14 protein-coding genes are annotated in these 12284 nt (G+C 65.0%); 9 read left to right on the top strand and 5 right to left on the bottom strand.

Annotated elements, in window-relative coordinates:
- Nucleotides 1-122 precede the first annotated feature (122 nt).
- From AAFL97_RS07170 to bamC, 3 genes are all read left to right on the top strand, one after another.
- Nucleotides 123-1049, top strand: coding sequence for a histone deacetylase family protein (locus tag AAFL97_RS07170; protein ID WP_263460082.1), 927 nt, complete (start codon nt 123-125; stop codon nt 1047-1049).
- Nucleotides 1050-1165: 116 nt separating this feature from the next.
- On the top strand, nt 1166-2044 hold the full coding sequence (gene dapA / locus AAFL97_RS07175; protein ID WP_341644321.1) for a 4-hydroxy-tetrahydrodipicolinate synthase: 879 nt from the start codon (nt 1166-1168) through the stop codon (nt 2042-2044).
- A 27-nt stretch (nt 2045-2071) separates the two neighbouring features.
- On the top strand, nt 2072-3211 hold the full coding sequence (gene bamC, locus AAFL97_RS07180) for an outer membrane protein assembly factor BamC (RefSeq protein ID WP_341644322.1): 1140 nt from the start codon (nt 2072-2074) through the stop codon (nt 3209-3211).
- Nucleotides 3212-3354: 143 nt separating this feature from the next.
- On the opposite strand, the gene AAFL97_RS07185 is transcribed toward bamC, so the two are convergent.
- Nucleotides 3355-3486, bottom strand: a complete 132-nt coding sequence (locus AAFL97_RS07185; protein WP_341647233.1) for a hypothetical protein — start codon at nt 3484-3486, stop codon at nt 3355-3357.
- 626 nt (nt 3487-4112) lie between these two features.
- Here AAFL97_RS07185 and AAFL97_RS07200 point away from each other — a divergent pair.
- From AAFL97_RS07200 to AAFL97_RS07215, 4 genes are read left to right on the top strand one after another with little or no spacing between them, the layout of a single operon-like run.
- On the top strand, nt 4113-5093 hold the full coding sequence (locus AAFL97_RS07200) for a hypothetical protein (RefSeq protein ID WP_341644323.1): 981 nt from the start codon (nt 4113-4115) through the stop codon (nt 5091-5093).
- A 31-nt stretch (nt 5094-5124) separates the two neighbouring features.
- On the top strand, nt 5125-6597 hold the full coding sequence (locus tag AAFL97_RS07205) for a coniferyl aldehyde dehydrogenase (RefSeq protein WP_341644324.1): 1473 nt from the start codon (nt 5125-5127) through the stop codon (nt 6595-6597).
- Nucleotides 6594-7283, top strand: coding sequence for a saccharopine dehydrogenase family protein (locus AAFL97_RS07210; protein ID WP_341644325.1), 690 nt, complete (start codon nt 6594-6596; stop codon nt 7281-7283). The genes AAFL97_RS07205 and AAFL97_RS07210 overlap by 4 nt, the downstream gene beginning before the upstream one ends.
- A gap of 27 nt (nt 7284-7310) precedes the next feature.
- Nucleotides 7311-7712: a hypothetical protein gene (locus AAFL97_RS07215; RefSeq protein ID WP_341644326.1), complete on the top strand. Its 402-nt coding sequence runs from the start codon at nt 7311-7313 to the stop codon at nt 7710-7712.
- 114 nt (nt 7713-7826) lie between these two features.
- Here the strand turns inward: AAFL97_RS07215 and AAFL97_RS07220 are convergent, their stop codons facing one another.
- Complete coding sequence (locus AAFL97_RS07220; RefSeq protein ID WP_341644327.1) at nt 7827-8759, bottom strand: SDR family oxidoreductase; 933 nt, start codon at nt 8757-8759, stop codon at nt 7827-7829.
- Between the two features lie 104 nt (nt 8760-8863).
- Between AAFL97_RS07220 and AAFL97_RS07225 the strand changes: the two genes are divergently transcribed.
- Together AAFL97_RS07225 and AAFL97_RS24580 are read left to right on the top strand one after the other, a co-directional pair.
- A complete protein-coding gene (locus AAFL97_RS07225; protein WP_341644328.1) occupies nt 8864-9313 on the top strand; it encodes a MerR family transcriptional regulator in 450 nt (149 codons plus the stop codon).
- An 84-nt stretch (nt 9314-9397) separates the two neighbouring features.
- A complete protein-coding gene (locus tag AAFL97_RS24580) occupies nt 9398-9727 on the top strand; it encodes a hypothetical protein (RefSeq protein ID WP_445954476.1) in 330 nt (109 codons plus the stop codon).
- Between the two features lie 113 nt (nt 9728-9840).
- On the opposite strand, the gene AAFL97_RS07235 is transcribed toward AAFL97_RS24580, so the two are convergent.
- The 3 genes from AAFL97_RS07235 to AAFL97_RS07245 form a co-directional block, all read right to left on the bottom strand.
- Entirely contained in the window at nt 9841-10215 is a 375-nt protein-coding gene (locus AAFL97_RS07235) for a hypothetical protein (protein ID WP_341644329.1), read from the bottom strand.
- Nucleotides 10216-10475: 260 nt separating this feature from the next.
- Entirely contained in the window at nt 10476-11093 is a 618-nt protein-coding gene (locus tag AAFL97_RS07240; RefSeq protein ID WP_341644330.1) for a class I SAM-dependent DNA methyltransferase, read from the bottom strand.
- Between the two features lie 22 nt (nt 11094-11115).
- A complete protein-coding gene (locus AAFL97_RS07245) occupies nt 11116-12258 on the bottom strand; it encodes a cupin domain-containing protein (RefSeq protein WP_341644331.1) in 1143 nt (380 codons plus the stop codon).
- Nucleotides 12259-12284: the final 26 nt, after the last annotated feature.

Here is a 12284-nt window from a genome sequence, read left to right on the forward strand (position 1 = left end):
CGACCGGCGGAGCCATTTCACGGTTCGCGCCGAGTCGGGCCGAGCAGAAAAAACGGCTGACAAGCAGAGCCGCCTCCGACCGAGGGGCGGACACGACGTTCAATGCTGGAGAAGGGGAGAGTATGACGACAACGGCGTTCATCACGCATCGCGACTGCTGGCTGCACGACATGGGGGCGATGCACCCCGAATGCCCCGATCGACTCGGTGCGATCAACGACCGCCTGATCGCGTCGGGGCTGGACATGTACGTCTCCTTCTACGATGCGCCCATCGCCACGCGTGAGCAGATCATCCGGGTCCATCCCGAGAATTATCTGGACGAACTGCTCGGCAGCGTCCCCGAGCACGGCATCCGCCACCTCGACCCCGACACCGCGATGAGCCCCGGCACCATGAAGGCCGCATTGCGCTCGGCCGGCGCCGGGGTGATGGCGACCGACATGGTGATCGCCGGCGAGATCGAGAATGCCTTCTGTGCCGTGCGTCCGCCCGGCCACCATGCCGAACGCGCCAAGGCGATGGGTTTCTGCTTCATGAACAACGTCGCCATCGCCGCCCGCCATGCGCTCGAGGCGCACGGCCTGGAGCGGGTCGCCATCGTGGACTTCGACGTGCATCACGGCAACGGCACCGAGGACATCTTCCGCGACGATCCGCGCGTGATGATGGGCGGCATCTTCCAGCATCCCTTCTATCCTTACTCGGGCGCTGACAATCCGCCCGCCCACATGTGCAACGTACCGCTGCCGGCCGGCACCCGCGGCGATGTCTTCCGCGAGGCTTTCGGCGAGAAGGTCGTGCCCGCGCTGCGCGCCCACGAGCCGCAGATGATCTTCATCTCCGCCGGCTTCGACGCCCACTACGAGGACGACATGGGCTCGATGGGGCTGCTCGAGGCGGATTACATCTGGGCCACCGAGCAGATCAAGGACGTCGCCAAGGCCTGCGGCCACACGCGCATCGTGTCCCTGCTGGAAGGCGGCTATTCGCTGTCCTCGCTGGCGCGTTCGGTCGTCGCGCACGTCAAGGCGCTGGCCGATCTGTGAGCCGGTAATATCCGCAAACATTCCCGTTCCCGGCGCGTGCACGCAAAAATGCGTGCCGCGCTGGCCGTGGCGCGACGATCGGTTAGAATCAACTTTTTAACGCTCTGGCCAACGCCATGATTACCGGATCGCTTGTCGCAATCGTCACGCCCATGCTCGACGATGGGAGCCTCGATTATCCCCGTCTGCGCAACCTCATCGATTGGCACATCAACGAGGGCACCGACGGCATCGTCATCGTCGGCACCACCGGTGAGTCGCCCACCGTCGATGTCGAAGAACACTGCGAACTCATTCGTGTCACGGTCGAGCATGCCGCCGGCCGCATCCCCGTCGTCGCCGGCACCGGCGCCAATTCCACCGTCGAGGCGGTCGAACTGGCGCAGTTCGCCAAGCAGGCGGGCGCCGTGGCCCACCTGTCGGTCGTGCCGTACTACAACCGCCCGACCCAGGAAGGCCTCTACCGCCATTTCCGCACCATCGCCGAATCGGTCGATCTGCCGCTGATCCTCTACAACGTGCCGGGCCGCACCGTCGCCGACCTCGCCAACGACACCACGCTGCGCCTGGCCGAAGTGCCGAACATCGTCGGCATCAAGGATGCTACCGGCAACCTCGGCGGCGCCTGCGATCTGATCGAGCGCGCTCCCGAAGGCTTCGCCCTGTACAGCGGCGACGACATGTCCTCGGCCGCCTTCCTGATGCTCGGCGGCCACGGCGTCATTTCGGTGACGGCCAACGTCGCGCCGCGGGCGATGCACGAACTGTGCGCCGCTGCCGCCGCGGGCGATCTGCGCACGCTGCGCGAAACCAATGCCGCGCTGACGGGTCTGCACCGTGACCTGTTCTGCGAAGCCAATCCGATTCCGGTCAAGTGGGCGGTCGCCCGCATGGGGCTGATCGGTGACGGCATCCGCCTGCCGCTGACGCAACTGACCGAGCCCTGCCACGAGCGCGTGCTGAAGGCGATGCGCAAGGCCGGCATCCAGGTCTGATCCGAATTTCTCTTCCGCAGGAACTCCATGAATCGCTCCATGCGCACCCCCGTTTCCCTGATCGCGCTGTCCGTGGCGCTTGCCGGTTGCTCGACCTCCCTGCTCGAATCCAAACGCATCGACTACAAGGGTGCGAAGCGAATGGAGCGCCCGCTCGAGATCCCGCCGGATCTCACCGCGCCCACGCGCGACGACCGCTTCGCCGTACCCGACGTCACGCCGCGCGGCGTGGCGACCTATTCCGCCTACAGCGCGGACCGTGCCGACCAGCCGGCTGCGTCCACCGGCCCGGAAGTGCTCGCCGCGCCGGAGACGATGCGCATCGAGCGCGCCGGCAGCCAGCGCTGGCTGGTGGTTGCCGGCACGCCGGACGAACTGTGGCCGCAGATCAAGGATTTCTGGCTCGAACTCGGCTTCATCCTGAACATCGACAGCCCGGACATCGGCGTCATGGAAACCGACTGGGCCGAAGACCGCGCCAAGATCCCACAGGATTTCCTGCGCTCGACGATCGGCAAGGTGTTCGACGGCCTGTTCTCCACGCCCGAGCGCGACAAGTTCCGCACCCGCCTGGAGCAGGGCAAGGATGGGGGCACGGTCGAGATCTACGTCAGCCACCGCGGCATGATGGAAATCTATCCGAACGAAGCCAAGGACTCGACGATCTGGCAGCCGCGCCCGGCCGACCCCGAGCTGGAAGCCGAAATGCTGCGCCGGCTGATGGTGCACCTCGGCGCCGAAGAAGTGCGTGCCGAAGCCGCGCTGACCAGTGCGCCGACCGAGGAGCGTGCGCGCATCGCCTCCGGCAGCGACGGCCAGGCCAGCCTGATCATGGAAGAGTCCTTCGACCGCGCCTGGCGCCGCGTCGGCCTGGCGCTGGATCGTATCGGCTTCACCGTCGAAGACCGCGACCGCGCCCAGGGCCTGTACTTCGTGCGCTATGTCGACCCCGACGCCGACAACAAGACCGAGGACAAGGGCTTCCTGTCCAAGCTGGCCTTCTGGCGCAGCAACGACAAGCCGGCGCAGGGCGGCAGCGAATACCGCCTGCACGTGCAGGGGCAGGGCAGCGATTCGCAGGTCAGGGTGCTGACCCGCGAGGGCGGCGCCGACACCTCCGACACCGCCAGGCGCATCCTCGGCCTGCTGCACAACGAACTGCGTTGATCGGTCGTGCGTATCGCGGCAGGCTGCCGCGGTACGCACCGAGCATGAGAAAAAGTTCGATCAGATTCCGATGGCGGTACAGTTTTCGGTCGTATGTACGCAAAGATCGCCGGTTCGATCGAGGCGGAATGACCGCATGGGAGCTATTTTCCTACAGCCTTGACCAACGCGTTGGCACCGTAACCCTTGTCGGCAATCAGCGCCTTGAAGGGGATATGCGCGATCAGATCGAGAACTGACTCGATATCGGCCACCCGGCGGGCAGCCGATATCATTCGCAGCGGATTGCCTCTTGCTCGTAGCTTCGGCAACGCGGTTGCACAGCACTTCACCCAGCCCGGGCCGCTCGGTCTTGCACTGCTGGCGCAGTTCTTTGGGCCGTTCCGGGTTGGCCGCCAGTTCTGCTACTGTTGGGGTGCTGGCTGCGGAATCCGTGGCCTTCCGTGGTGCCTCGGACTGGCCGCAGGTAGTCAATGCGGCCATCAGCAAGAACGGGACGATCTTCTTCATGGCGTCAGCTCCTCCGGGTGACCGGGATTGCGGCCCCGTATGGGCCTGGGGGTTTCCGGCAACTCGATGGCCTGTACGCGCTCAATGAACCCGCGCCAGCTAGTCGAACGGATCTCCGTCGAGCTGCAGCAGATAGGTCGTGAGCGGCGGCACGCGCGGAGCCAGCGGTCGGGCTACGACGCCGAACTCACGGCTGGCCGCAATGTGCGCACCGCCTGCCAATCCCAAGCGCGAAGCCGGCTGATGCCCGCGCCATCATCAGGTCGCAGAGGCAGCGGCTCGTCGAGGCGGAATGTTCCATTGGGCGTGAGCTGACACGATGGGGTTGACCTTGAAGTCAACTTAATACTTATGCTTTGCGGTGATGTCATTTCATCTCCGAGGCAACACCGTGAAAACCACTTCCCTGGCCGCCCTCTTTGGTGCATGCCTGCCGGCTGCGGCTGCATTCGCGCAAGCGACCGAAACCACCGTCATCAAGATCGGTGACCACGATGTACCCGTGGTGAAAGGCGGCCTGTACGACCGCTTCCGCTCCAACCCGCCGCTTTCCGTCATCGCCGCCGAGTCGCCGGGCACCGACCTGAGCTGGTTCAAGGGGATCACCAAGGAAAAGGTCGATATTGGCTTCGAAAGCCATTCGCCGAACTTCTATTACAAGAACAGCCGGGTGACGGCCATCTTCACCGCCGACCTGGCGCGGCTGCGGGAACTGATGCCGCCCGAGGTGCTGGAGCAGGTGCAGCCGCTGCAAGTGTGGCCGGGCAGGGGCGTTGTCGCGCTGACCGCCTACGCTTACCACTACTGCGACAACGACAGTTACAACGAGATCGGCCTGTCCGTCGTCACCAACAAACCAGGTTCGTCGAACTGGGGGCCGTTCTCCTTGATGGGCCAGTCATTTTCCGATGACTTCTGGGGCTACGTGCTGAAGCTGCCTGTCGATACCGAATTGGCCAAGGTGCGCGGCGTGGTCGGCTACAACCTGCCCAAGTGGCTGACGCGCATCGACTACCGCGAGGGCGAGAACAACGTCGTCGTCGAAATCTTCGACAGCGAAACCCAGAAGCTGGACGTGACGCTGGAGACGCAAAAGCTCGACGTTTCTTCCAGCAAGGAAAGCCTGGTGACGAACAGCTTCACGAACATCGACCAGCAAGGGCAACTGACCACCGGCTACACCACCTCCCGCCAGTTGCGCCACGCCAGCACGTCCAGCGTGGACGCGGTGAAGCTGACGCTGACGGACGGCAGCCTCTCGCGCTTCATCGAGTCGCTGAAGCTGGGAAAGATGTTCAAGTACGAGTATGTCCCCGACTTCCAGGCGGCGCTGTACGCACCCAAGCCGCTCGAGTCCGACGCCAAGCATTGACAGCAGCCGTCCGGAAACCGGGAGAGACCGCATGACTGAAGACAGCACCCGCATGGCCGACCTGCTGAGCCGGCAGCGCAACGCATTCCTCCACGACGGCCCGCCGGGCCTGTCACTGCGCAAGGCCCGGCTCGCCCGGCTGCGCGCCGCCGTGCTCGCGCATCGCGAAGCGCTCAAGGATGCGGTCAGCGCCGATTTCGGCAACCGTTCGCGCCACGAGACCGACATCATGGAACTGGCCTGCGTCATCCAGGCCATCGACTACCTCTCCAGCCACTTGCGCCGCTTCATGAAGCGCGAGCGTCGTCACGTGCATTTCTTCTACCGCGCGGCGCGCGCCTACATCGAATACCAGCCGCTGGGCGTCGTGGGCGTGATGGCGCCGTGGAACTACCCCATCTCCCTCACGCTGGTGCCGCTCGCCACCGCGCTGGCTGCGGGCAACCGTGCGATGCTCAAGCCTTCGGAACTGACCCCGCGCACCAGCGAGGCGCTGCGGCATGTGCTGGTCGAGGCTTTCGCGGAGGATGAGGTGGCCGTGGTGCTGGGCGGCCCCGAGGTCGGTGCCGCGTTCAGCGCACTGCCATTCGACCACCTGCTGTTCACGGGCAGCACGCAGGTCGGCCGCAAGGTGATGCGCGCCGCCAGCGACAACCTGGTGCCCGTGACCCTGGAGCTGGGCGGCAAGAGTCCGGCCATCGTGGCGCGCGGCCACGCCAGCGTCAGCACCGTGCAAAGCCTGGTGTACGGCAAGCTGTCCAACGCCGGCCAGACCTGCGTGGCGCCGGACTACGCCTTGGTGCACGAGGACGACCTGGAGGCATTCATCGCCCAATACGTCGCCACGGTACATCGCTTCTACCCGGACGGCCCGGCCAGCCGCGACTACACGAGCATCGTCAGCGATCGCCACTACGACCGGCTGCGCGGGCTCGTCGATGACGCGCGCCGCAATGGCGCCCGTGTGATCGAGGTGGGAGAACACCCTGCACACATGCCTGGGTGCGAGCGCACCTTGGTGCCGACGCTCGTCGTCAACGCGGGCGACGAAGCGCTCCTCATGCAGGAGGAAATCTTCGGCCCCATCCTGCCTGTGCGCACCTACCGCAGCATCGACGAGGCCATCGCCTATGTGAACGCGCGGCCCCGCCCGCTTGCGCTCTACTACTTCGGTGCCGAGGGCGGCGACTGCGCCCGGCTGCTGGCGCGCACCACCTCCGGCAACGTGGGCATCAACAACACCTTGATGCACGTGGCGCAGGACGATCTGCCCTTTGGCGGCGTCGGCCCGAGCGGCATGGGGACCTACCACGGCATCGAGGGCTTCCGTGCGATGAGCCATGCCAAGGGCGTCTTCGTGCAGGGCCGCTGGAACTTCCCCGGCCTGCTGCATGCGCCCTTCGGCAAGCTCGCCGACATGGCCATCTCGCTCATGCTGGGAAAACCAAGGAATCGTCGCCAGGGAGATCAGAGATCCATCTCCCAGACAGGAGCGATGCAATGAGCAAGCAAAGCGGTAGTCCCGGGCGCATGCGCTGGATGATCTATGGCGCGAATGGTTACACCGGGGAACTGATCGCCCGCGAAGCGGTGCGGCGCGGGCTCAAGCCCGTGCTGGCGGGCCGCAGGCGCGAAAGCGTCGAGGCGCTGGCGCGCACGCTGGGGCTGGAGGCGCGTGCTTTCGGCCTCGATGACGTGTTGGCGCTGACCGGGCAGATCCAGGGCGAGGATCAGGCGCTGGGGCTGGTGCTGAACTGCGCCGGCCCGTTCTCGGCCACCGCCGCGCCGATGATGGAAGCCTGCCTGCGCGCTCGCGCGCATTACCTGGACATCACCGGCGAGATTGCCGTGTTCGAGCACGCGCAGTCGCTCGATGCCCGCGCGCGGGACGCCGGTGTGGTGCTGTGTCCTGGCGTGGGCTTCGACGTCATCCCCACCGACTGCGTGGCCGCCGCGCTGAAAGAGGCGCTGCCGGATGCGACGCATCTCGCGCTGGGCTTCGACTCGCGCTCGGGCTTCTCGCCCGGCACCGCCAAGACCTCGGTAGAGGGGCTGGCCCAGGGCGGCAAGGTGCGCCGCGACGGGAAGATCGTCACCGTGCCGCTGGCCTGGGAGGTGCGCCGCATCGACTTCGGCGACGGCGAGAAGGAGGCGATGACGATTCCCTGGGGCGACGTATCCACCGCCTAGTACACCACCGGTATTCCGAACATTCAGGTGTTCATTCCGGGCTCGCCCCGCATGATCGCCAGCGCCAGGCGCGCCAACCATGTCCGGCCGCTGCTGGGGCTGCTGTGGGTGCAGAAGCTGATCAAGGCGCGCATCGCCAGGACGGTGAAGGGCCCCAGCGAGGAAAAGCGTGCGCAGATGCCCACCTTCGTCTGGGGCGAGGCCACCAATGCGCACGGAGAGAAAAAGACCGCACGCATCCGCGCCGCCAACGGCTACAGTCTGACCATCACCGGCTCGCTGGCCGTGGTCGAATACCTGATGACAGCCCAACCTGCTGGTGGCGCCTACACGCCGGCCAGGCTGGTGGGTGCCGATCTGGTGACGCGCCTGCCCGGGTCAGGGCCTCTACGGATCGTCCAGGTGGATGGTCGAATCGACCTGAAGTGACTATCAGGAAAGCGCCGGGAGAACTTCTGTCAAGTGTTTACAAAGTGGCTCCCCTCTCCCCGGCCCTCTCCTGCCAGGGGAGAAGGAGAACAGCCGGACACTTTGCGATAGCACCTATTTGCCTGACCACTCCCGCCGGATCAGCTCCAGGCCCTCCCGATAGGTCGTCACCTCGAACTCGGAGAACCGGCGCTTGAACTTCGTGGAATCGAAGAGGTTGTCCTGCTCGTAGCGAGGCAGCAGTTCCCCGATCTCGCGTACCTGCTTCGAGAACAGCCCGGCTGCGGTCAGCGCCCACTTGCCGATGACCGAATAGGAAGGCTTGCGCCCGAAGACCTGGCTGGCCATCGCGACGAACTCCTTGTACGTCGGCCGGTCGTCGCAGCACGGCAGATGCCAGGTCTGGCCGAACGCATCGGGTGCATTGCCCAGGGCCGCGAGGGCGCGGCTCGCGTCGGGCGTCCAGATGAGCGTGCGCCGCGTGTCGTCGCGCACCGGCACGCGCGGCTTGTTGCCGGCCTGGAGTTTTTCGATGACCAGCGCATTGGTGAAACTCTGCGTCTTGCCCGGCCCATAGAATTCCGGGGCGCGGCCAATGAACACGGGGATTTCACCGCGCGCCATTTCCTCGAGCACCATCGAAGCCATCGCGGCGCGCACTTTGCCCTTGCGGCCCACCGGCGCGAAGGGCGTTTGCTCGGTCTGCAACCGCGCATCCTGCGGATACATGTAGGTGTTGTCGAAATAGGCGAAGCTCGCGCCAGTCACGCGGCAGGCATTCAGGGCATTCTTCAGCATCGCGGGGAACTGCGCTTCCCATAGCGCCGTGTCTGGCGGAAGGCCGGCCGTGAAGTAGACGATGCTGCTTCCCTTGACCGCATCCAGGGTCTGCTTCGCATCGAGCAGGTTGGCGGACACCAGACTGTCGGTGTCGTTGACCTTGCGTGGATTGCGGCTTACGAGCCGCACGTCGTTCGTGTATTTGCGCTGTAGCTCCCGCGCCAGTTCCACGGCGATCTGGCCGTTCGCCCCCAATATCGTCTGCATTCAGTCCGCCTTCATGATTTGCACCTGGTCGTGCGATGGCCTCAAGGTTAACTTTGAAGTAATGTTTAATGTCAAACCCTGTGGTCACTCGGAGCACCTCGATCATGAAAATTGGAGAACTCGCGCAGCGCACGGGCCTGGCGCCTTCGCGCATCCGCTTCTACGAACGCATCGGCCTGCTCAAGGCGGTCGAGCGCCAGGAAAACGGCTACCGCAGCTACCCCGACGACGCGGTATTGGCGCTCAAGCTCATCGCGACCGGGCAGCGTGCGGGCTTCAGCCTGGATGAGTTGCGCACATTGCTCCCCAGCGATCTCGCTAGCTGGGATCACGGCACTCTGATCGACACGCTGCGCCGCAAGGTGCAGGACATCGAGGCCCTGCAAGCACAGCTCGCGCAAAGCAAGGCCCATCTGGTTGAACTGATGGCGCAGATCGAAGCCAAGCCGCAGGACATGGATTGCGCCGCCAACGCCCGGCGCGTTCTGTCGGAGATGCGGTTGGTAGAGGCGGACGGTGCCCCGACCACCAGGAAGGCCCGTCGCCGCCATTAGAGGGGCATCGCACCAAGGTGCATGTGCCGCTTGACATTGAAGTTGTATTCAACGTTAGAGTTCATCTCGCCGCTGGAGCCTCGCTTGCTGAAATGGCCACTCGCCGATGCGTCCGTGAAGGACTGGCTGGCCGACCCTGCGCGGGTGGCGCTGCTGTCATCCACCGCGCGACCGGATGAGATCGATCCGGTGGAGTTCGACGCGATCTACTTCATCGGTGGGCATGCTGTCATGTGGGACTTCCCCGGCTGTGGGGCGTTGCAGCGCATCACCTGCGCCAGCGAGTGGGCCTGTTCTACGATCGATTCCCCATACAAGCCCAAGGCAGGCTTGCGGCGCTCGCTGGCGTTCGTCCGATATTGGAGCACGAACACCTTGCGGTCGGATGGGGTAATTTCGTACTTAAGTTATTGATAAAAATGTTGTACTGGGCTTTGGCGTAGTCCAGCAAAGTTCAGTGCTGGAGTCATGGTTAAATGAAAAAAGCCGGCATCAGCCGGCTTTTTTGCGTCATGCCACAGCGGAAATCAGTTGGCGGCTTCCTTGGCCTTTTCGACGGCGGCTTCGGCGGCTTCCTTGGCAGCATCGACGGCTTCGCCAGCGGCTTCCTTGGTCGCTTCCGCGCCTTCCTTGGCGGCTTCGACAGCGGCGTCAGTATGCTCCTTGGCTGCTTCGACTGCATCGGCGGCGCCTTCCTTGGCGGCGTCGACAGCTTCGGAGGCGCTCTCCTTCGCAGCCTCGGCGCTTTCCTTCGCCGCTTCCACGGCCTGTTCGGCAGCTTCCTGAGCCTGTTCCTGAACGGTGGGGGCGGGCGTCGACACCGGCGGCGGCGCTTCTTCCTGCTTGCTGCAAGCGGACACGGCGATGGCAACGAGGGCGGCGACGAGAAGGGATTGTTTCATTGCTGTTTTCCTTTTTCGAGTTGAATGCCGCCGGCTGCCGGGCAGCCAGTGGCATGGGTAATGCAATCACGGCTTGAAACGCGGCAAGTCTAGCATGCAGGCGAGGAAAAACCGGCGTGGATGCTGCACTGCAAAATGTGAGCGTATTTTTCCGTCAAAACCGGCCGTTACCCGTCCTGGATGCCTTGCTGCATGGCACCGAAATTCCCTGGCCGAGCAGCGCATGCGGGCTCATTCCGTCTGCGCCGATGGCCGTCCGGTCAGGGTTTCTGCGCCTGGTACTGCGCGAGCCATATCGTGTGGCGCCCGCATTCAGGATCTTCGGCGACATGCTTCGACACCGTGAAGCCATGGGCGTCGAGCAGCGCCTCGTATTCAGCCGGAGACAAACTGGCGTGATACAGCGCTTCGCCCTCGAAGGAACCGATAGCCTCGCCGTGCCCGGGGCCTGTGGTGAACAGCAGCGCGGCGCCCGGGGCCGCATGCTCGCGGAAGACGGAAAACATCCTGCGCTGCTCGTCGTGTCCGAGATGGAAGAAGCTGTCCCAGGCGATCAAGCCGTTGAACCGGCGGCCGAGCGACAGCCTGCGCATGTCGGCCACGATCCATTCCGCCTGCGGAAAGCGGCTCCGGCATTTCGAGATGAGTGCCGGCGATGAATCCGCGCCGAGGACGGAGAAGCCGCGCACGATCAGATGGCGGGCAATCGGCCGTCCCGAGCCGCAGCCCAGGTCCAGCACCGAGCCGCCGGGAGGAAGCAGCCTGATGAAGCGCTCGATCCAGGCCTGCTCGAGGATCAGGTCCCCGGATCGAGCGCGATCCCAGGCCTCTGCGTGCCGCTCGTACAGCCCGATGATTTCGTCGGCAGCCGAAGACATGATTCCTGCTGTTGCCCTTCGATCAGTTGCAGGGGCGCCCGAAACCGCTTTCGTACCAGTCGTGCAGCATGTCCAGCAACTCGGTCGGGCAAGCCGCGAAATCCGCGGCCGGCAAGCTGCGCTGGTGGGCGAGCCTCGCCACGACGCCGTGCAGGGCGGGTTCGAATTCCAGCAGCTCGCCGTTCAGATGGAAACCCGCGGCCGAGAACAGCAGCAGGCTGCGGGCATCCAGCGCGAAGCCGTGCGCGCGCACGGCGCGCTCGAAGGCCTTGCGGCTCAGTGTCTGTTCGGGCGGCTCGAAGAAGACGTGGGCTTTCGGCTCCGTGAGATAGGCGCCGACGAACTCCTCGATGTCCGCGCGGCTCCAGCGGATGCCCGACAGCATGCCTGCGATCTGGTCGACCATGCGGCTGCCGATCTCGGCCGAGTTCTGCTGCAGCTCCAGATCCGGGTCGGTATAGATGCCGTCGAGTCGGATGCGCTCCTGCAGCCAGCCGAGGAATTCGCTGCCGAGCTCCTGCGCGGTGGGCGAGCGGAAACCGATGGAGTAGGTGGTGCATTCGCCGATGGCGATGCCGTTGTGCGCCCAGTGCGGCGGCAGGTAGAGCATGTCGCCGGGCTCCAGCACCCAGTCCTCGGTGGGCTGGAAGTTCTTCAGGATGCGCAGCGGTGCGCCTTCGATCAGCGTGCGGTCGGCCTGATCGGAAATCTGCCAGCGGCGCTTGCCCGTGCCTTGCAGCAGGAACACGTCGTAGTTGTCGAAGTGCGGGCCGACGCCGCCGCCATCGACGGCGTAGCTCACCATCAGGTCGTCCAGCCGCGCCTGCGGGATGAAGTCGAAGCAGTGCAGCAGGCGGTCGCCGTCGGGCACCCACAGGTTCAGGCCCTGCACCAGCACGGTCCAGGGCTGCTTCCTGCCGCGCAGGCGGCCGCGGCTCTGCGGGCCGTGCTCGAGCGTCCATTCGCCCTCGAGGCCGTCGGCAGGCAGGCGGATGTAGCGCGATTCGACGTCGGCGTCGCAGGCGAGCTCGAACAGTTCGTCGTGCTCCAGCACGCCCGTGAAGCCGGGCACGGCCTGGCGGATCAGCAGGGGTTTCTTTTGCCAGTATTCGGCAAGGAACTCGCGCGCCGACAGGCCGCCGAGCAGGGTTTCGAATGTCGGCAAATGAGTTGGCAAATGAGTAGGCAGAT

The sequence above is a fragment of the Thauera sp. SDU_THAU2 genome (assembly GCF_038260575.1).
Taxonomy (GTDB): domain Bacteria; phylum Pseudomonadota; class Gammaproteobacteria; order Burkholderiales; family Rhodocyclaceae; genus Thauera.

What these genes read in the sequence shown, in the direction of transcription:
- AAFL97_RS07205 (WP_341644324.1), top strand. Translation starts at nt 5,125, where the DNA reads ATGACTGAAGACAGCACCCGCATGGCCGACCTGCTGAGCCGGCAGCGC.
- AAFL97_RS07170 (WP_263460082.1), top strand. Translation starts at nt 123, where the DNA reads ATGACGACAACGGCGTTCATCACGCATCGCGACTGCTGGCTGCACGAC.
- AAFL97_RS07225 (WP_341644328.1), top strand. Translation starts at nt 8,864, where the DNA reads ATGAAAATTGGAGAACTCGCGCAGCGCACGGGCCTGGCGCCTTCGCGC.
- dapA (WP_341644321.1), top strand. Translation starts at nt 1,166, where the DNA reads ATGATTACCGGATCGCTTGTCGCAATCGTCACGCCCATGCTCGACGAT.
- AAFL97_RS07210 (WP_341644325.1), top strand. Translation starts at nt 6,594, where the DNA reads ATGAGCAAGCAAAGCGGTAGTCCCGGGCGCATGCGCTGGATGATCTAT.
- AAFL97_RS07185 (WP_341647233.1), bottom strand. Translation starts at nt 3,486, where the DNA reads ATGATATCGGCTGCCCGCCGGGTGGCCGATATCGAGTCAGTTCTCGAT.
- bamC (WP_341644322.1), top strand. Translation starts at nt 2,072, where the DNA reads ATGAATCGCTCCATGCGCACCCCCGTTTCCCTGATCGCGCTGTCCGTG.
- AAFL97_RS07220 (WP_341644327.1), bottom strand. Translation starts at nt 8,759, where the DNA reads ATGCAGACGATATTGGGGGCGAACGGCCAGATCGCCGTGGAACTGGCG.
- AAFL97_RS07240 (WP_341644330.1), bottom strand. Translation starts at nt 11,093, where the DNA reads ATGTCTTCGGCTGCCGACGAAATCATCGGGCTGTACGAGCGGCACGCA.
- AAFL97_RS07235 (WP_341644329.1), bottom strand. Translation starts at nt 10,215, where the DNA reads ATGAAACAATCCCTTCTCGTCGCCGCCCTCGTTGCCATCGCCGTGTCC.